Consider the following 16,367-nt stretch of genomic DNA (forward strand, 5'->3'; position numbering starts at 1 on the left):
AGGATCAGCCCTTGCGGGTCTTGACCTCTTCGGTGAGCTGCGGGACGACGTCGAAGAGGTCGCCGACCACGCCGTAGTCGACGAGGTCGAAGATCGGGGCCTCGGCGTCCTTGTTGATCGCCACGATCGTCTTCGAGGTCTGCATACCGGCCCGGTGCTGGATCGCGCCGGAGATGCCGGAGGCGATGTACAGCTGCGGCGAGACCGACTTGCCGGTCTGGCCGACCTGGTTGGTGTGCGGGTACCAGCCGGCGTCGACGGCGGCACGCGAGGCGCCGACGGCCGCGCCGAGCGAGTCGGCGAGCGCCTCGATGATCGCGAAGTTCTCCGCGCCGTTCACACCGCGGCCGCCGGAGACCACGATCGCGGCCTCGGTCAGCTCGGGGCGGCCGGTCGACTCACGCGGCGTGCGCCCGGTGACCTTGGTGCCGGTGGCCTGCTCGGAGAAGGTCACCGACAGGGCCTCGACCGCACCGGCGACCGGGGCGGCCTCCACGGCGGCCGAGTTCGGCTTGACCGTGATGACCGGGGTGCCCTTGGCGACCCGGGACTTGGTGGTGAAGGCGGCGGCGAACACCGACTGGGTGGCCACCGGGCCCTCGCCGCCGGCCTCGATGTCGATGGCGTCGGTGATGATGCCGGAGCCGATGCGCAGCGCCAGACGGGCGGCGACCTCCTTGCCCTCGGCGGAGGAGGGGACCAGCACGGCGGCCGGGGAGACGGCCTCGTAGGCGGACTGCAGGGCGTCGACCTTCGGTACGACCAGGTAGTCGGCGTACTCGGAGGCGTCGTGGGTGAGGACCTTCACCGCGCCGTGCTCGGCGAGGACGGCGGCGGTGTCGGCGGCGCCGTTGCCCAGCGCGACGGCGACCGGCTCGCCGATGCGGCGGGCGAGCGTCAGCAGCTCCAGGGTGGGCTTGCGGACGGCGCCGTCCACGTGGTCGACGTAGACGAGAACTTCAGCCATGGGATTGCTCTCCTGCGGAATGCGAAGGCTTAAGGGGCGGTATGGGACGGTGCCTAGATGAACTTCTGGCCCGCGAGGAACTCAGCGAGCTGCTTGCCGCCCTCGCCCTCGTCCTTGACGATCGTGCCGGCGGTACGGGCCGGGCGCTCGGCCGCGGAGTCGACCGCGGTCCAGGCGTTCTCCAGACCGACCTCGTCGGCGTCGATCTCCAGGTCGTCCAGCTCCCAGGACTCCACCGGCTTCTTCTTGGCCGCCATGATGCCCTTGAAGGACGGGTAACGCGCCTCGCCCGACTGGTCGGTGACCGACACGACGGCCGGCAGGGAGGCCTCGAGCTGCTCGGAGGCGGCGTCGCCGTCACGGCGGCCCTTGACCGTGCCGTCCTCGACGGAGACCTCGGAGAGCAGGGTGACCTGCGGGACACCGAGACGCTCGGCGAGCAGCGCGGGGACGACACCCATGGTGCCGTCGGTGGAGGCCATACCGGAGATGACCAGGTCGTAGCCGGCCTTCTCGATCGCCTTGGCCAGCACCAGGGAGGTGCCGATGGCGTCGGTGCCGTGCAGGTCGTCGTCCTCGACGTGGATCGCCTTGTCGGCGCCCATCGACAGCGCCTTGCGGAGCGCGTCCTTGGCGTCCTCGGGACCCACGGTCAGGACGGTGATCTCGACGTCGTCGTCCGAGTTCTCGGAGATCTGCAGCGCCTGCTCGACGGCGTACTCGTCGAGCTCGGAGAGCAGACCGTCCACGTCGTCCCGGTCGACGGTCAGGTCATCGGCGAAGTGCCGGTCGCCAGTGGCGTCGGGCACGTACTTCACAGTGACAACGATCCTCAAGCTCACGCCGGCTCTCCTACTGCGTCGACATTTCTCTGCTGCCTACTTGCAGGCAGCATAGGCGCCTGAAGCGGCCGTTCCCGATCGGGGCGACCTGCGCTCCGACCGAAATATTACTCGTCAGTACACCCAGTTCGTTCCCGCTAAGCAAGCGCTTTGAACTGTGACCTTCGCAACGCAGCGTAATCGGAACTGGACGGTTTCGCAGAACCGTCCGGTACACAGTCAGTCGCGCAGGCCGGTGAAGCCTCCCTGGTGGTAGAGCAACGGCCGCCCGGGACCGGTGGGGTCGCCGCGCAGGACGTGCGCGAGCACGATCCGGTGGTCCCCCGCGGGCACGCGCGCGTGGATGCGGCAGACCAGCCAGGCGCGGACGCCGTCGAGGACCGGGACACCTTCGGGGCCCTCGCGCCAGGCGGTGGGCGGGGCGAAGCGGTCGGCGCCGCTGCGGGCGAAGGTGGCGGCCAGCTCGCGCTGGTGCTCCCCGAGCAGATGAACGCCCACATGCTCGGCCCGCGACAGCGTGGGCCAGCAGGAGGATCCGGTGCCGATGCCGAAGGAGAGCATCGGAGGCTCGGCCGAGACGGAGGCCAGGGAGGTGGCGGTGAAGCCGACGGGGCCGTGCTCGCCGCGGGCGGTGATCACCGCGACTCCCGCCGCGTGCCGCCGGAAGACGGAGCGCAGCAGGTCGGGCGAGGCGAGCCGGGTGGCGTCGGTGTCGGGCGTGGCGGTCATGAACACCTGGGGAGTAGGAGCGCCGGGGACATCCCGTCAGACTGACGATAGGTGGCCCGTACAGTCAAGTGCGCGCGGGCAGGTGGGAGATGACTCACTGCCTGGTCCATCCCCTCACACCGCTTCACCCAGGGCCGCGATCACGTCCGCCTTGCGCGGCTGTCCGACGGCGCGCCGCACCACCCGCCCGTCGGCGTCGAGGACCAGCACCGTGGGTGTCTTGCGGATCTCCAGCCGCCGTACGAGCTCCAGCCGCGCCTCGGCGTCGATCTCGACATGGGTGACTCCGGGGACCATGGCGGCCACCTCGCCGAGGACCCGCCGGGTGGCCCGGCAGGGAGCGCAGAAGGCGCTGGAGAACTGCACCAGAGTGGCCCGTTCGCCGAGCCGGCCGCCCACGTCCTGCGGCCCCAGCCGACCGCCTTCGCCCTGCCCCTGCACGCGTGTCCTCCTTGGGTCCTCGTCCGCTCCAGCGCGCACCGGACCGCAAAGATTCCCGGTCACGACTACAACGACGTGACGAGGATCTCTCCGTTCCCCGGCACGAGGGCTGGCTACCGGTGCGTTCTTGGGGCACGATCTGCGAGATGCCGTAAACCTACGGCTGCGTAACTTTCCCGCCGGGAGCCTTTCCCAGGCAGAGAAGGAAGGGTCCACACCGTCCATGGCAGAGCTTGTCTACCGTCCCGTCGTCGGTCTCGCCCTCACATTGTTCAAGGCGTGGGACCTCAAGATCGACTGCAAGGGTTCGGAGAACATCCCGCGCTCGGGCGGCGCCGTGCTGGTGAGCAACCACATCAGCTACCTGGACTTCATCTTCAGCGGCCTGGCCGCCCTGCCCCAGAAGCGCCTGGTGCGCTTCATGGCGAAGGAAGCCGTCTTCCGGCACAAGATCTCCGGCCCGCTGATGCGGGGCATGAAGCACATTCCGGTGGACCGCAAGCAGGGCGAGGCCGCCTACCAGCACGCGCTGGAGTCGCTGCGTTCCGGCGAGATCGTGGGCGTCTTCCCGGAGGCGACGATCTCCCAGTCGTTCGCGCTGAAGAGCTTCAAGTCCGGCGCCGCCCGGCTCGCCCAGGAGGCCGGGGTCCCGCTGATCCCGATGGCCGTGTGGGGGACCCAGCGGCTGTGGACCAAGGGGCACCCGCGCAACTTCAAGCGCAGCCACACCCCGGTCACGATCCGGGTCGGCGAGGCCGTCGAGGCGCCCAAGGACAAGTACGCGGGCGCGATCACCCGCCAGCTGCGCGATCGGGTCCAGGAGCTGCTGGAGGCCGCGCAGCGGGCCTACCCGGTACGCCCCAAGGACGCGGCCGACACCTGGTGGATGCCGGCGCACCTCGGGGGCACCGCGCCCACGCCGGAGCAGATCCGCGAGGCGGAGTCCCGCTAGGCCCTGCCGTTCGGATCGTCCCGGCGTTGCCGAACGACAAGCCCTAGGCACCGCTTGCGGGGTGCATCTCGATGCGGGCTCCCGGACTGCACTTCTCCAGCAGTTCGGCGAGTTCGGTGGCCGCACGCTCGACGTCGGCCACCGGCATCGGCGCCATGCTCTCCAGCAGGAAGACCGCCGAGACGGTCTCCTCGGTGAGACGGGTGCGCGGCCCCTGACGCCAGTTCCAGCGGCGGCAGGTCACTCCGGCGTCGTCGCACCACACCACCTCGCCGGCGTCGGGGTGCTCGACGGTCCCGGCGCCGTCGGCGACGGTCACGAAGGGCTCGTCGCCGGTGGCGCGGACCAGCCGCATACCGCCCTGGACGCGGTCGAGGTCCTCGCCGCCGACCGGGACGAGGTGCGCCACGCTGATCGCGTTGTAGAGATCGACGAGCAGGTTGATCCGGGGCAGCCCGGCACCCGACAGGGCCCTCTTGGCCAGCGCCTCCGCCGAGTTACGGGTACGCGACGGCTTGGCCCCGAACGCCGTGTACACCTCCCGCCAGGCCGCCATGTGCGCATCCTCGTGCGGCGCCCGGCCGTCCAGGCGTACGGCGAGACGGCGGGCCGCGTCGTCGAGGAGGGCCGAACCGGCTTCGGTGCTCGGTCCGTTGACGAGTCCGTGGGCCGTGACGGCGAGGTGGGTGAAGCCGGGGGCGAGGGCGCGCACCTCGTCGGACACGGTCAGGGTGAGGGTCATGGTCGGCCTGGCCTCAGAGTTCGGTCGGGAGCGTCTGCCACAGATGCGGCCGGTCGGTCGCGCCTCGGAGCGCGCCGACAACGGCCGGGTGCGGTTTAGCGTACAGGACCGGGTAGTCCATCTCATTGGACTTCGGGTCGACCGGGAAGGCCAGCCGTTCGCCGTCCAGGGAGAACTGCGCGTCCACTCCCGGCTTGTTGCCGCGGGGGTCCTGGCGGTGCCAGGCGCCGTTGAACCGGACAGCCACCAGGCCGTGCACCACGGTCCCGCCACCGTCGCCCCCCAGCCGCTGGTAGCACAGCGCCGTCGGGATGTCCTCGGCCCGCAACAGGGCCGCCAGCGCATGGGACTTGGCGTAACAGATGCCGGTGCCCTGCTCCAGCACGTCGGAGGCGCGCCAGGTGACACGCGGGTCGCCGGAATCCTGGGAGTGCGGGACGGTGTCGCGCACGAACTCGAACGCCAGTCGCGCATAGGCATACGAGTCCTCTGCCTGACCGGCGAGCCGCGCGGCCGCCTGCCGCACCCGGGGATGGTCGTGGTCGATGACCTCGTCAGCGGCCAAGTAGGCGGAGAGGTCGGGGGTTTCCTGGATGAGCTCCATGGCCGCAGAGCATAGGAATGCGATCACCCGAGAGTCAATGCTTTTTCGGGTGACCGCATATCTATGCAGCGTCGGCGATGGCGTCCGCTAGCGCGCCATCTCCTCCTTGAGTGCCACCAGGAAGGCGTCCACGTCGTCCTCGGAGGTGTCGAACGCGCACATCCAGCGCACGACGCCCTCGGCCTCGTCCCAGAAGTAGAACCGGAACCGCCGCTGCAGACGCTCGCTCACGTCGTGCGGCAGCTTCGCGAAGACGCCGTTGGCCTGCACCGGGTAGAGGATCTCCACGCCATGCACCGCGCGGACGCCCTCGGCGAGCCGCTGCGCCATCTCGTTGGCGTGCCGGGCATTGCGCAGCCACAGGTCCTTGGCGAGCAGCGCCTCCAACTGCACCGACACGAAGCGCATCTTGGAGGCGAGCTGCATGGACAGCTTGCGCAGATGCTTCATGTGGCGGACGGCGTCCTGGTTGATCACCACGACCGCCTCGCCGAACAGGGCGCCGTTCTTGGTGCCGCCCAGGGAGAGGATGTCGACCCCGACGGCGTTGGTGAAGGTCCGCATGGGGACGTTCAGCGAGGCCGCCGCGTTGGCTATCCGGGAGCCGTCGAGGTGCACCTTCATGCCGCGGGCGTGGGCGTGCTCGCAGATGGCGCGGATCTCCTCGGGCGTGTACAGCGTGCCCAGCTCCGTGCTCTGGGTGATCGAGACGACCTGCGGCATCGCCCGGTGCTCGTCCTCCCAGCCCCAGGCCTGCCGGTCGATCAGCTCAGGGGTGAGCTTGCCGTCCGGCGTGGGCACGGTGAGCAGCTTCAGGCCGCCCATGCGCTCGGGTGCGCCGCCCTCGTCGACGTTGATGTGCGCGCTCTCGGCGCAGATCACCGCGCCCCAGCGGTCGGTGACCGCCTGGAGCGCGACGACATTGGCGCCGGTGCCGTTGAAGACCGGGAACGCCTCGGCCGTAGGACCGAAGTGGCTGCGGATGATCCCCTGGAGGTTCTCCGTGTACGCGTCCTCGCCGTAGGCCACCTGGTGGCCGCCGTTGGCCACGGCCAGGGCGGCGAGGACCTCCGGGTGGGTGCCGGCGTAGTTGTCGCTGGCGAAACCGCGGATGTCCGGGTCGTGATGGCGACGCGCATCGGTCTTCGGGGGGTTCACGGCTTCTCGGTGAGCCACAGACGCTGTCCGTTCACTTCCGCGGCGGGCTTCTCCCAGACGCCGGCGATGGCCTCGGCGAGGTCCGTGACGTCCGTGAAGCCCGCGAACTTCGCGTTGGGCCGCTCGGCGCGCATCGCGTCGTGCACCAACGCCTTCACCACCAGGATCGCAGCCGCCGAGGTCGGCCCCTGCTCGCCCCCGGCCTTCTTGAAGTAGTCGGCCATCGCCAGCGTCCACGCCTCGGCCGCCGCCTTGCCCGCGGCGTACGCGGCGTTGCCCGCGGTCGGCTGGGTGGCACCGGCCGCGCTGATCAGGACGTACCGGCCACGGTCGCTGCGCTGGAGCGCCTCGTGGAAGGCGAGCGAGGTGTGCTGCACGGTGCGGATGAGCAGGAGCTCCAGGAAGTCCCAGTCGTCCAGGCTGGTCTTGGTGAAGGTCTCGCTGCCGCGCCAGCCGCCGACGAGGTGGACCAGGCCGTCGATGCGACCGAACTCCTTCTCGGTGCGGGCGGCCCAGTCGCGGGTGGAGTGCAGGTCGAGCAGGTCGACGGTCTCGCCGGTCACGGTCGCGCCGCCGGAGGCGTAGCGGGCGGCGTCGACGGCCTCGGCGAGCCGCTCCGGGTCGTTGTCGGCGCCGATGACCGTGGCACCGGCCTCGGCGAGCCGCAGCAGTGCCGCCCGTCCGGCGGGTCCGCCCGCGCCGGCCACCGCGATCACCGCGCCGCTGAGAGCCCCGTTGCCCATGATGTTCCCCTTCACCGCAGTGTTCCGGAGGCCGTCGCTCACGCGGCGACCCGCTCGGCGCTGTCCGCCGTGATGCCCTTGGTGGAGGCGATCACGTTCTTGAGCTTCTTGGACAGGGCCTCATAGAACATGCTCAGCGGAAACTCGTCCGGAAGCACGTCATCGACGAGCCTGCGCGGCGGCTGGGTCAGGTCCAGGGCGTCCGGTCCCTTGGCCCACTTGGAGCCGGGGTGCGGGGCGAGGTAGGTGGAGACCAGCTCGTAGCCGGCGAACCAGTGGACGAGCTTGGGGCGGTCGATGCCGTCGCGGTACAGCTTCTCGATGTCGGCGCACAGCTGGTTGGTGACCTGCGGGGCGCGCTGCCAGTCGATGAAGAGCTTGTTGTCGGTCCAGCGCACGACGTCGTGCTTGTGCAGGTAGGCGAAGAGCAGCTGGCCGCCGAGTCCGTCGTAGTTGCGCACCCGCTCGCCGGTGACCGGGAAGCGGAACATGCGGTCGAAGAGCACCGCGAACTGCACGTCACGCGCCTGCGGGATGCCCTCGGCCTCCAGCTTCACGGCCTCCTTGAAGGCGGTGAGGTCGCAGCGCAGCTCCTCCAGGCCGTACATCCAGAACGGCTGGCGCTGCTTGATCATGAAGGGGTCGAACGGCAGGTCGCCGTGGCTGTGGGTGCGGTCGTGGACCATGTCCCACAGCACGAAGGCCTCCTCGCAGCGCTTCTGGTCGTGGACCATGGCGGCGATGTCCTCGGGCAGCTGAAGGCCCAGGATGTCGACGGAGGCCTCGGTGACCCGGCGGAAGCGGGCGGCCTCGCGGTCGCAGAAGATGCCGCCCCAGGTGAAGCGTTCCGGCGCCTCGCGCACGGCGATCGTCTCGGGGAAGAGGACGGCGGAGTTGGTGTCGTAACCGGCCGTGAAGTCCTCGAACTTGATGCCGCAGAACAGCGGGTTGTCGTAGCGGGTGCGCTCCAGTTCGGCCAGCCACTCGGGCCAGACCATGCGCAGCACGACCGCTTCGAGATTGCGGTCGGGGTTGCCGTTCTGCGTGTACATCGGGAAGACCACCAGGTGCTGGAGGCCGTCCGCGCGGTTCGCGGCGGGCTGGAAGGCCAGCAGGGAGTCCAGGAAGTCCGGTACCTCGAAACCGCCCTCGGCCCAGCGACGCAGGTCCTCCACCAGGGCACGGTGATAGTCGGCGTCGTGCGGAAGCAGCGGCGACAGCTCCTCGACGGCCGTCGCGATCCGGGCCACGGCGGCCTGCGCGTCGGCGGCGGCCGGTGCGCCCTCGGCCGTGAGATCGATCGACCCGTCCTTGGACTGCCATGGCCGGATCCGCTCCACCGCATCCTTGAGCACGGGCCATGCAGGGTGCTCCACCACCCTGGCCGCAGGAGCGATCCGCTCCGCCCTACCCGACTGCACAAGAATTTCCGTCATGTCCCATCCTCCACGGGAGAACCTCGCGTAAGAACACCGTATGCGTACGAGGTTCCTCCCAGCAAGAGGGGTCTCGGGAAATTATCCTGCGCCACCCCCATAGTCACCGAACTTTTTCCTGCGAGGCGGAGTGCGGGCGCGCTGCCGGGGTAGGGGTGATCGACCGGCCGGTCAAGGCCCGTGAGACTCGCCCACGGCCGGGTGACCGACTCGGCGACGACCGATGCGACCGGCCGCCAGGCACTGGCCGGATCCCTCCGTCCACCCGGCTGAACCCCCGTGCACGCACGGGTTTCATCCGGGGTCCCGGCGGTTAGGCTGCGGCTCTGCCGCGCGAACGCCCCGTTCCGGTCGCGCGCGTGCCGAGCCGCCGTCGACGGAAGCGAGTCGAACGTTGAACTTCCTTACCATCGGTCATCGCGGAGTGATGGGTGTCGAACCCGAGAACACCCTCCGTTCCTTCGTCGCCGCCCAGCAGGCCGGCCTCGACCTCATCGAACTCGATCTGCATCTGAGCAAGGACGGCCACCTCGTCGTGATGCACGACACCGAGGTGGACCGCACGACCGACGGCAGCGGCCCGATCGCCGAGAAGACCCTCGCGGAGCTGCGCGCCCTGGACGCGGGCAGGGGCGAGCGGGTGCCGGTCCTGGAGGAGGTGCTGGACGCCGTGGCGGCGCCGCTCCAGGCCGAGATCAAGGACGTGGCCGCCGCGCGGGCGCTCGCCGAGGTGATGCGGCGGCGGGACCTGGTCGCGCGGGTGGAGGTGTCCTCGTTCCACGACGAGGCGGTCGCCGAGATCGCCCGGCTGGTGCCGGGGGTACGGACCGCGCTGATCGGCAGCCGGTACGGCACCGACATCGTGGACCGGGCCGTCGCGGTGGGTGCAAAAACGGTCTGCCTGAACATCCGCCGGCTCACCCTGGAGGTGGTGGAGGCGGCCCGCGCGGCGGAGCTGCGGATCATCGGCTGGGTGGTGAACACCCAGGACCATCTGCGGCTGGTGCGCGCCCTGGGGCTGGACGGCGCGACCACCGACTACCCGGAGATCAAGCGCACGGGACGCTTCACCGCCTGAGGCTCACCCGAGCTCCTTGGTCAGCAGCTCGAACCGGAGGTCTTCACGCTGCGGGATGCCGAAACGCTCGTCGCCGTACGGGAAGGGCGTCGTCCTTCCCGTACGGCGGTAGCCGCGGCGCTCGTACCAGGCGATGAGGTCCTCGCGCACGGAGATCACCGTCATGTGCATCTCGGTGACGCCCCAGCTCTCGCGGGCCGCGCGCTCGGCCTCCGCGAGGACGATCTTGCCGAGGCCGGCGCCCTGGAGGGCGGGGCTGACCGCGAACATCCCGAAGTAGGCATGGGCGCCGCGGTGTTCGAGCTGGCAGCAGGCGACGATCCGGCCGTCCCGCTCGACCGTCAGCAGGCGGCTGTCGGGGGCCTTGATGACGTCCAGCACGCCCTGCGGGTCGGTGCGCTGCCCCTGGAGGATGTCCGCCTCGGTGGTCCAGCCGGCCCGGCTGGCCTCGCCCCGGTAGGCCGACTCGATCAGCGCGACCAGCGCATCGACATCGGCGTCGGTGGCGTCACGGAAGGTCGGTTCGGCGGCGGTCTCCATGGGGCGCGTCTCCACTTCTCGGCACGGCGCGGGCAGGGACGAGGGTAACGCGCGGCCACTAGGCTCCGGGATCATGGTGCATGTACTCAGCAGCAGAATCCTGCTCCACCCCGTCGACCCCGACCGCTCCCGGGCCTTCTACGGCGATCAGCTGGGCCTCGCCATCCAGCGCGAGTTCGGCACGGGCCCGGAGCGCGGCACCGTCTACTTCCTCGGCGGCGGCTTCCTGGAGGTTTCCGGCCGCGCCGAGGCCCCGCCCTCCCCCGCCCTCCAGCTCTGGCTCCAGGTCGAGGACGCGGCGGCGACGCACGAGGAGCTGCGGGCCAAGGGCGTGGAGATCCTGCGGCCGCCGGTGCGGGAGCCGTGGGGGCTGATCGAGATGTGGATCGCCGACCCGGACGGCACGCGGATCGCCCTGGTGGAGACCCCGGAGGACCATCCGCTGCGGTACCGGCCGGGGATCTAGGCCGTCTCGTCGGCTCGTCCCGGCGCCGGGACGAGCCAGGGTCCGGGCCCGCCTCTTCCGATGGCCCGGGGCCGGTGCGGGGCTTAGCGTGCTGGAGGGGGTCGCCCTCGCGGAAGGAACGCCATGAAGCTCGACAGGCCGGTGACCGGCGGGCCCTGCTGGACCGAGCTGGGCACCAGTGATCTCGAGGCCGCCCAGCGGTTCTACACCCGGCTCTTCGGCTGGCGCCCCGAGACGGACCCGCGCCAGGAGGCGGGCGGCTACACCGTGGCCCACCTCGGGGAGCGGGCGGTCGCCGCGCTGAGCCCGCTGTACCAGGAGTCGCAGCCCGTCGCCTGGAACGTCTCCTTCCTGGTGGCCGACGTGGACGCCACCGCGGCGCGGGCGGCGGCGGCCGGCGGCGCGGTGCTGGTCGGCCCGATGGACGTCTTCGACCTGGGCCGGTTCGCGGTGGCCCTCGATCCGGCCGGGGCCGCCTTCCAGATGTGGCAGGCCCGCTCCTTCCCGGGCGCGGGCCTGTTCAACGCGCCCGGCTCCCTGGGCTGGGTGGAGCTGATGACCCGCGCCCCGGAGCGTGCCGTGGACTTCTACACCACGCTGTTCGGCTGGAGCGTCAACGCCTCCGGGCACTACACCCAGTGGGGCATCGACGGCGCCGACTTCGGCGGCATGGTGGCGATGGACGACAAGTTCCCGCCGGAGGTGCCCCCGCACTGGCTGCCGTACTTCGCCGTGGCGGACGTCGACGACAGCGCGGCCACCGCGACCCGGGCGCACGGCACCGTCCTGATGGAGCCGACCTCGGTGCCCGAGGGGCCCCGGATCGCGGTGCTGCGGGATCCGCAGGGCGCGATGTTCGGTGTCTACCGCGCCGGGGACCACGACGACCGGGACGCCTGAGCCGCCTTGCGCTGAAGTGCGCTCCAGCCCGTAGCGTCGGCCGCACGAACTGCCCCGAAGGGATGGCACCGTGCGGTACACACTGTTCGGCAGGACCGGTCTGCGCGTCAGCGAGCTGAGCCTCGGCGCGATGACCATCGGCGACGACTGGGGCTGGGGCGCGGGCAAGGAGACCAGCGCCAGGATCCTCGGCGCCTACGCCGACGCGGGCGGCAACTTCGTCGACACCGCGAACAACTACACCGACGGCAGCTCGGAGCGGATCCTCGGCGAACTCCTCGAAGGGCGGCGCGACGAGTTCGTGCTGGCCAGCAAGTACACCTGCGGCATCCGCGACGGTGACGTCAACGCGGCGGGCAATCACCGCAAGAACCTCCTGCAGTCGGTGGAGGCCAGCCTGAAGCGGCTGCGCACCGACCGCCTCGACGTGCTGTGGGTGCACGCCCGGGACAACTTCACCCCCGTCGAGGAGGTCATGCGCTCCCTCGACGACCTGGTACGCACCGGCAAGATCCTCTATGTCGGCGTCTCCGACTGGCCGGCCTGGGAGATCGCGCAGGCGAACACCCTGGCGGAGCTGAGGGGCTGGACCGCGTTCGCCGGTTCGCAGCTGCGGTACAACCTGCTGGAGCGCACCCCGGAACGCGAACTGCTCCCCCAGGCACGGGCGTTCGACCTGGCCGTCCTGGCCTGGGCCCCGCTGGCGGCCGGGAAGCTGACCGGCAAGTACCGCAGGGGCGAGACGGGGCGGCTCGGCACCGCGGACGGCACGCCGGACCCGCGCGAGGAGGAGATCGTCACCACCGTCCTCGACATCGCCGAGGAGGGCGGCTGGAGTCCGGCCCAGGTGGCGCTGGCCTGGCTGCTCGGCCGGCCCGGCAATGTCGTCCCGATCGTCGCCGCCACCAAGGAGAGCCAGCTCGCCGACAACCTCGGGGCGGTCGGCGTCCGGCTCGACGCGGACGCGGTCGCCCGGCTGGAGGCGGTGAGCGCGGTGCCGCTCGGCTTCCCGCACGACTTCGTCCGTGAGCCCGCGATCACCCGCACCATCTACGGCGACCGCTGGACCCGGATCGACGACCGCCGCTCCACCCACCGCCGCACCGCCCACGACGTGCTCTGAGAGCCGTCAGACCCGCACGGTCCCCAGTCGCCCCTCGAGACACGTCAGCAGCTCGCCGAGGAGCCCGGCCAGTTCCTGCTGTCCCGGCGCCTCCAGGTCGGAGAGGACGGCCGTCTCGTAGGCGAGTTGTTCGGGGAGGATGCCGTCGACGAGGTCGCGTCCGGTGCCGGTGAGGCGGACGTGGGAGACGCGGCGGTCGCGGGCGTCCACGCGGCGCTCCACCAGGCCGCGCTCGGTGAGCTGCTTGAGGCGCTTGGTGACGGCGGCGCCGGAGGAGAAGGTCTCGCGGGCCAGCTCGCCGGGGGTCAGCTCGCGGCCGGTGCGGCGCAGCGCGCCCAGCAGGTCGAACTCGGGGCGGCTGAGACCGGCCCGGCGCAGCGGGGCGTCCTCGGCCTGCTGGAGCAGGGCGGCGCAGCGGTTGATGCGGCCGATGATCTCCATGGCGCCGGTGTCCAGGCCGGGGTGGACGGCCCGCCACTGCCGGACGACGGCGGCGACCGTGTCGTCCCGCCCGCCTCGTGCCCCTGCCGATTCGGCTGCCGTCATGGCCGTACGCCCTCCGTAGTGCTGTGGTCCGGGCGTGCTGCCCGGTGCCGGGTGGTCGCCGCGAGCGTACGATGTCCCGCCTGCTCGGCGAGCACGACCCGCTCCTGGGGAAGATCGCGCCGCCCCCACTCGCCGGCCGCGGCGTCGACGGTGGCGCGCAGTCCGACCAGTGCGGCGGCCAGGGAGCGGTGGGCCGATTCCAGGGCGGCGGGGGCGGGATGCGGCTCCGCGAGCAGGCGGGCGGCGCGCTCGCGGGCGCGTTCCACGGCGGCCAGGGCCCCCTCGACCCGGTCGGCCGCGCGCCGGTCGGTGACGAGGAGGGCGGCGGCGAAGCCGACGAGCGCGCCGACCAGGGTGTCCACGACCCGCTCGGTGATCAGCGTGCCGGGTTCCTGGAAGCCGGTGAACTCCGTGATGAGCAGCGCCATCGGGGTCACGCAGACGCTGCCGAGCCAGTAGTTGCGGCTGATCAGCGCCTCGGCGCCGAAGTTCAGGGCGAGGCAGCACAGGACGAGGGCGACCTGGCCGAGGTGGGCCAGCGGGGCGAGGGCGGCGAAGAGCAGGACGCCCGCGAGATTGCCGACGACGCGCTGGACGCTGCGGCTCCAGGTGAGGCTGAGGTTGGCCTGGTAGAGGGCGGCGGCGGTGACCAGCGCCCAGTAGGGGCGGCCGATGCCGAGGGCGAGGGACGCGTATCCGGCGAGGGCGCAGCCGAGGGCGGTGCGCGCGGCGAGCGGGGCGAGGGGACGGAGCCGGTGCCCCAGGGGCTCGTGCGGTACGGCCGTCTCGGCGGCGATGCCGAGGAGTTCGCCGGGGTCCGCGGGGCCGGTGCGGGGAACCGGGCCGGTGCCGCGCAGGTCCCGGGCCCAGCCGCGCAACCGCTCGGGGTCGCTGTCGGCGGGGGCGGCGAGGGCGCCCTCGGCACGCACGACGAGGCGTTCCAGGGCGCGCCGGGTGGCCGAGCGGCGGCCCGCGGACAGCAGCGACTGCCAGGCCGCCTGGATCGCGGCGGCGGCCCGGTCGCGGGTGCGGCCGTCCTGGGTGGCGGCGTACGCGGCGGCGGCGTGCAGTGCGGCCGCCGTGGCCCGGCGCTCCGGGCCGTGCGGGCGGACCAGACCGGGTGCCATGCCGACGGCCCAGGCCCAGGCGCCGGCCGCGAGGGCCAGGGCCAGATGAGCGGGGACCTGGGCCAGGGTCTGGGGCGTGAAGAGGGCGGCGGAGCTGATGAAGGTGAGCACCACATTGCCGGGCGGGCCGATGCGGGTGGCGTCGCACAGCGCCTTCTGCGCCGCGGCCAGCAGGGCGCCGACGGCCACCAGGACGGCCGTACGGCCGGTGAGCGAGGCCGCGACCAGCGCGACGGCGAGTCCTCCGAGCATGCCCGCGACCACCCAGGCGAGCGCGCGGGCCCGGGCGGCGTAGGGGCGGTTGTGGGCGTACAGCGCGCACAGGGATCCGGCCATCGTGTACATCGCCAGATCGAGGCGGCCGAGCGCCAGCAGGGTCAGATTGGGCGGGGCGACCGCAGCGACGACGCTCAGGGCGGGCTTGAACCAGATCTCCGAGGGACGGTTCAGGCGCAGCGCGCCGGCCAGGGATAGACGTCGGGAGGGGGGCGCACTGCTCATGACGTGAAACCTTAGCAGGTGTTTTACTCGTAAAGCATATAAGGTGACCTGCCGTGCTCCCCCCAATGCCCCCCGTGTACACCCTTGCGCTTGCGTGCGCGCCGGATGGCCCCGGGCATCCTCCGACCGACCGCGGGCGACTGCCCGGCACCGTCGAGCGGGGAGGGCGTGTGCATCTACCGGCTTCGCCCGGCTGGCTGCTCGTCGCGCTCTGCGCGGCGACCGGCGCCTACTGTCTGCTGCGGATGCGCAGCCACGTCGAGGAGCAGCGCCGGGCCGCCGGCGGCGAGGCGCTGATGGGCTTCGGCATGGCCGCCATGGCCGTGCCCGCCGCGGTGTTCACCCCGCCGCCCTGGGCCTGGCCGGTCTATGCGGCCGTCTTCGGTGCGGCGGCGCTGCGCGCGCTGTGGGCGGCGCGCGCGAGCGCACACCATCTGCACCATCTGATCGGCGCCTCGGCCATGGTCTACATGGCGGTCGCGATGGCCGCCTCCCCCGGCCACGGCGCCTCCGGCGTCCCGCTCGTCACGGGCACGCTCCTGCTCTACTTCACCGGGTACGTCCTGCTGACCGGCGTCCGGCTGGTCCCGGTCACCGCGGGCGGCGCTGCCGTGCGCATCGGCGACCGGCCGGAGCTGGCTCGGGCGTGCCGGCTGTCGATGGGGATCGCCATGGTCGCGATGCTGCTGACCATGTGAGCGCCGGAGTTGGCTTGGCCCGGCGGAAGTCGGGGAGTATCGCAGTATGCACACCCAGTCCGTCGACTCCCCGCCCCGGCCGTCCGACCGCGGGCCCGCCACCCGCTGGGCCGGTGTCCTGGCCCTGTGTTCCGCGCTCCTGCTGGCGCTGGTCGCGGTCCGGTACCACCCGCTGATGACCCTCGACGGCGAGATCGCCGAGACCACCCACCGCTGGGCGGTCGCCGAGTCGGGGCTGACGCAGACGTTCCGCATCCTGACGGACTGGGTCTGGGATCCGTGGACGATGCGCATCCTCTGCGCGGTCGTGGTGCTCTGGCTGCTCCGGCGGCACGCGGCCCGCTGGACGGCGCTCTGGCTGGCGCTCACCACCACCCTGGGCACCGCGCTGCAGCAAGGCCTGAAGGCCGCCGTGGACCGCGCCCGCCCCGTCTGGCCCGACCCCGTCGACTCCGCCCACTACGCCGCCTTCCCCTCCGGTCACGCCATGACCGCCACGGTGGTGTGCGGTCTGCTGCTGTACCTGCTGCACCGCCACGGCGCGAGCCCCGCGTTGTGGCGTACGGCGGTGGCGGTGGCGGTGGTCTCCGTGCTCGGCGTCGGGCTGACCCGGGTGTGGCTGGGCGTCCACTGGGCGACGGACGTCGTCGGCGGGTGGCTCCTGGGCGCCGCGCTGGTGGCCGCCGCGGTGGCCGTGCACCACCGCCGGTGGCCCGGGGGGCCGGACGCCGATCCGGTCTTCCCGCGCGGGCGATCGTCCGCCCCTTAGGCTGC

Annotated in this window: 19 protein-coding genes; 7 read left to right on the top strand and 12 right to left on the bottom strand. The window is 71.8% G+C overall.

What is annotated here, in order from left to right; all coding sequences use genetic code 11:
- Nucleotides 1-4 precede the first annotated feature (4 nt).
- From ACWD11_RS20270 to ACWD11_RS20285, 4 genes are all read right to left on the bottom strand, one after another.
- Nucleotides 5-967 (bottom strand): electron transfer flavoprotein subunit alpha/FixB family protein, encoded by a 963-nt coding sequence (locus tag ACWD11_RS20270; protein WP_451284527.1) that lies wholly within the window; start codon nucleotides 965-967, stop codon nucleotides 5-7.
- A 53-nt stretch (nucleotides 968-1,020) separates the two neighbouring features.
- Nucleotides 1,021-1,809 carry an electron transfer flavoprotein subunit beta/FixA family protein gene (locus ACWD11_RS20275; protein WP_250073021.1) on the bottom strand — a complete coding sequence of 263 codons (789 nt, stop codon included), beginning with the start codon at nucleotides 1,807-1,809 and terminating at the stop codon, nucleotides 1,021-1,023.
- A gap of 219 nt (nucleotides 1,810-2,028) precedes the next feature.
- Entirely contained in the window at nucleotides 2,029-2,538 is a 510-nt protein-coding gene (locus ACWD11_RS20280; RefSeq protein WP_451284529.1) for a flavin reductase family protein, read from the bottom strand.
- Between the two features lie 114 nt (nucleotides 2,539-2,652).
- Nucleotides 2,653-3,018 (bottom strand): thioredoxin family protein, encoded by a 366-nt coding sequence (locus tag ACWD11_RS20285; RefSeq protein ID WP_451116664.1) that lies wholly within the window; start codon nucleotides 3,016-3,018, stop codon nucleotides 2,653-2,655.
- Nucleotides 3,019-3,202: 184 nt separating this feature from the next.
- On the opposite strand from ACWD11_RS20285, the gene ACWD11_RS20290 reads away from it, so the two are divergent.
- Complete coding sequence (locus ACWD11_RS20290; RefSeq protein ID WP_389417765.1) at nucleotides 3,203-3,931, top strand: lysophospholipid acyltransferase family protein; 729 nt, start codon at nucleotides 3,203-3,205, stop codon at nucleotides 3,929-3,931.
- 43 nt (nucleotides 3,932-3,974) lie between these two features.
- On the opposite strand, the gene ACWD11_RS20295 is transcribed toward ACWD11_RS20290, so the two are convergent.
- The 5 genes from ACWD11_RS20295 to ACWD11_RS20315 form a co-directional block, all read right to left on the bottom strand.
- Complete coding sequence (locus ACWD11_RS20295) at nucleotides 3,975-4,673, bottom strand: B3/B4 domain-containing protein (RefSeq protein ID WP_389417764.1); 699 nt, start codon at nucleotides 4,671-4,673, stop codon at nucleotides 3,975-3,977.
- Nucleotides 4,674-4,686: 13 nt separating this feature from the next.
- Nucleotides 4,687-5,277 carry a transglutaminase-like domain-containing protein gene (locus ACWD11_RS20300; RefSeq protein ID WP_389417763.1) on the bottom strand — a complete coding sequence of 197 codons (591 nt, stop codon included), beginning with the start codon at nucleotides 5,275-5,277 and terminating at the stop codon, nucleotides 4,687-4,689.
- Between the two features lie 87 nt (nucleotides 5,278-5,364).
- Nucleotides 5,365-6,435, bottom strand: a complete 1,071-nt coding sequence (locus tag ACWD11_RS20305; protein WP_451284531.1) for a threonine aldolase family protein — start codon at nucleotides 6,433-6,435, stop codon at nucleotides 5,365-5,367.
- The gene (locus ACWD11_RS20310; RefSeq protein ID WP_389417761.1) at nucleotides 6,432-7,178 is read right to left on the bottom strand and encodes an SDR family NAD(P)-dependent oxidoreductase; all 747 of its coding nucleotides are present in this window, start codon (nucleotides 7,176-7,178) and stop codon (nucleotides 6,432-6,434) included. Before ACWD11_RS20310 ends, ACWD11_RS20305 begins: the two co-directional genes overlap by 4 nt.
- Before the next feature lie 38 nt (nucleotides 7,179-7,216).
- The gene (locus tag ACWD11_RS20315; RefSeq protein WP_389417760.1) at nucleotides 7,217-8,614 is read right to left on the bottom strand and encodes a DUF6421 family protein; all 1,398 of its coding nucleotides are present in this window, start codon (nucleotides 8,612-8,614) and stop codon (nucleotides 7,217-7,219) included.
- 394 nt (nucleotides 8,615-9,008) lie between these two features.
- Between ACWD11_RS20315 and ACWD11_RS20320 the strand changes: the two genes are divergently transcribed.
- On the top strand, nucleotides 9,009-9,692 hold the full coding sequence (locus tag ACWD11_RS20320) for a glycerophosphodiester phosphodiesterase (RefSeq protein WP_389417759.1): 684 nt from the start codon (nucleotides 9,009-9,011) through the stop codon (nucleotides 9,690-9,692).
- A 3-nt stretch (nucleotides 9,693-9,695) separates the two neighbouring features.
- Here the strand turns inward: ACWD11_RS20320 and ACWD11_RS20325 are convergent, their stop codons facing one another.
- Nucleotides 9,696-10,232 (bottom strand): GNAT family N-acetyltransferase, encoded by a 537-nt coding sequence (locus tag ACWD11_RS20325; RefSeq protein ID WP_389417758.1) that lies wholly within the window; start codon nucleotides 10,230-10,232, stop codon nucleotides 9,696-9,698.
- 73 nt (nucleotides 10,233-10,305) lie between these two features.
- Here ACWD11_RS20325 and ACWD11_RS20330 point away from each other — a divergent pair, with 73 nt between their 5' ends.
- From ACWD11_RS20330 to ACWD11_RS20340, 3 genes are all read left to right on the top strand, one after another.
- Nucleotides 10,306-10,698, top strand: coding sequence for a VOC family protein (locus tag ACWD11_RS20330; protein WP_451116681.1), 393 nt, complete (start codon nucleotides 10,306-10,308; stop codon nucleotides 10,696-10,698).
- A 123-nt stretch (nucleotides 10,699-10,821) separates the two neighbouring features.
- Nucleotides 10,822-11,598, top strand: a complete 777-nt coding sequence (locus tag ACWD11_RS20335) for a VOC family protein (RefSeq protein ID WP_389417756.1) — start codon at nucleotides 10,822-10,824, stop codon at nucleotides 11,596-11,598.
- 70 nt (nucleotides 11,599-11,668) lie between these two features.
- Nucleotides 11,669-12,721 carry an aldo/keto reductase gene (locus tag ACWD11_RS20340; protein WP_451284534.1) on the top strand — a complete coding sequence of 351 codons (1,053 nt, stop codon included), beginning with the start codon at nucleotides 11,669-11,671 and terminating at the stop codon, nucleotides 12,719-12,721.
- Nucleotides 12,722-12,727: 6 nt separating this feature from the next.
- On the opposite strand, the gene ACWD11_RS20345 is transcribed toward ACWD11_RS20340, so the two are convergent.
- A complete protein-coding gene (locus tag ACWD11_RS20345; RefSeq protein ID WP_451284536.1) occupies nucleotides 12,728-13,267 on the bottom strand; it encodes a MarR family winged helix-turn-helix transcriptional regulator in 540 nt (179 codons plus the stop codon).
- Entirely contained in the window at nucleotides 13,264-14,895 is a 1,632-nt protein-coding gene (locus ACWD11_RS20350) for an FUSC family protein (protein ID WP_451284538.1), read from the bottom strand. The genes ACWD11_RS20345 and ACWD11_RS20350 overlap by 4 nt, the downstream gene beginning before the upstream one ends.
- A 170-nt stretch (nucleotides 14,896-15,065) precedes the next feature.
- On the opposite strand from ACWD11_RS20350, the gene ACWD11_RS20355 reads away from it, so the two are divergent.
- Entirely contained in the window at nucleotides 15,066-15,593 is a 528-nt protein-coding gene (locus ACWD11_RS20355; RefSeq protein ID WP_451284540.1) for a DUF5134 domain-containing protein, read from the top strand.
- A 46-nt stretch (nucleotides 15,594-15,639) separates the two neighbouring features.
- Complete coding sequence (locus ACWD11_RS20360) at nucleotides 15,640-16,362, top strand: phosphatase PAP2 family protein (protein WP_451284542.1); 723 nt, start codon at nucleotides 15,640-15,642, stop codon at nucleotides 16,360-16,362.
- Nucleotides 16,363-16,367 lie beyond the last annotated feature (5 nt).

The organism is Streptomyces sp. NPDC002776, from assembly GCF_053592195.1.

Bases quoted from the DNA above. Each gene is read 5' to 3' on its own strand.
- ACWD11_RS20270 (WP_451284527.1), bottom strand. From the start codon at position 967: ATGGCTGAAGTTCTCGTCTACGTCGACCACGTGGACGGCGCCGTCCGC.
- ACWD11_RS20280 (WP_451284529.1), bottom strand. From the start codon at position 2,538: ATGACCGCCACGCCCGACACCGACGCCACCCGGCTCGCCTCGCCCGAC.
- ACWD11_RS20290 (WP_389417765.1), top strand. From the start codon at position 3,203: ATGGCAGAGCTTGTCTACCGTCCCGTCGTCGGTCTCGCCCTCACATTG.
- ACWD11_RS20295 (WP_389417764.1), bottom strand. From the start codon at position 4,673: ATGACCCTCACCCTGACCGTGTCCGACGAGGTGCGCGCCCTCGCCCCC.
- ACWD11_RS20300 (WP_389417763.1), bottom strand. From the start codon at position 5,277: ATGGAGCTCATCCAGGAAACCCCCGACCTCTCCGCCTACTTGGCCGCT.
- ACWD11_RS20310 (WP_389417761.1), bottom strand. From the start codon at position 7,178: ATGGGCAACGGGGCTCTCAGCGGCGCGGTGATCGCGGTGGCCGGCGCG.
- ACWD11_RS20315 (WP_389417760.1), bottom strand. From the start codon at position 8,614: ATGACGGAAATTCTTGTGCAGTCGGGTAGGGCGGAGCGGATCGCTCCT.
- ACWD11_RS20325 (WP_389417758.1), bottom strand. From the start codon at position 10,232: ATGGAGACCGCCGCCGAACCGACCTTCCGTGACGCCACCGACGCCGAT.
- ACWD11_RS20330 (WP_451116681.1), top strand. From the start codon at position 10,306: ATGGTGCATGTACTCAGCAGCAGAATCCTGCTCCACCCCGTCGACCCC.
- ACWD11_RS20335 (WP_389417756.1), top strand. From the start codon at position 10,822: ATGAAGCTCGACAGGCCGGTGACCGGCGGGCCCTGCTGGACCGAGCTG.
- ACWD11_RS20345 (WP_451284536.1), bottom strand. From the start codon at position 13,267: ATGACGGCAGCCGAATCGGCAGGGGCACGAGGCGGGCGGGACGACACG.
- ACWD11_RS20350 (WP_451284538.1), bottom strand. From the start codon at position 14,895: ATGAGCAGTGCGCCCCCCTCCCGACGTCTATCCCTGGCCGGCGCGCTG.
- ACWD11_RS20360 (WP_451284542.1), top strand. From the start codon at position 15,640: ATGCACACCCAGTCCGTCGACTCCCCGCCCCGGCCGTCCGACCGCGGG.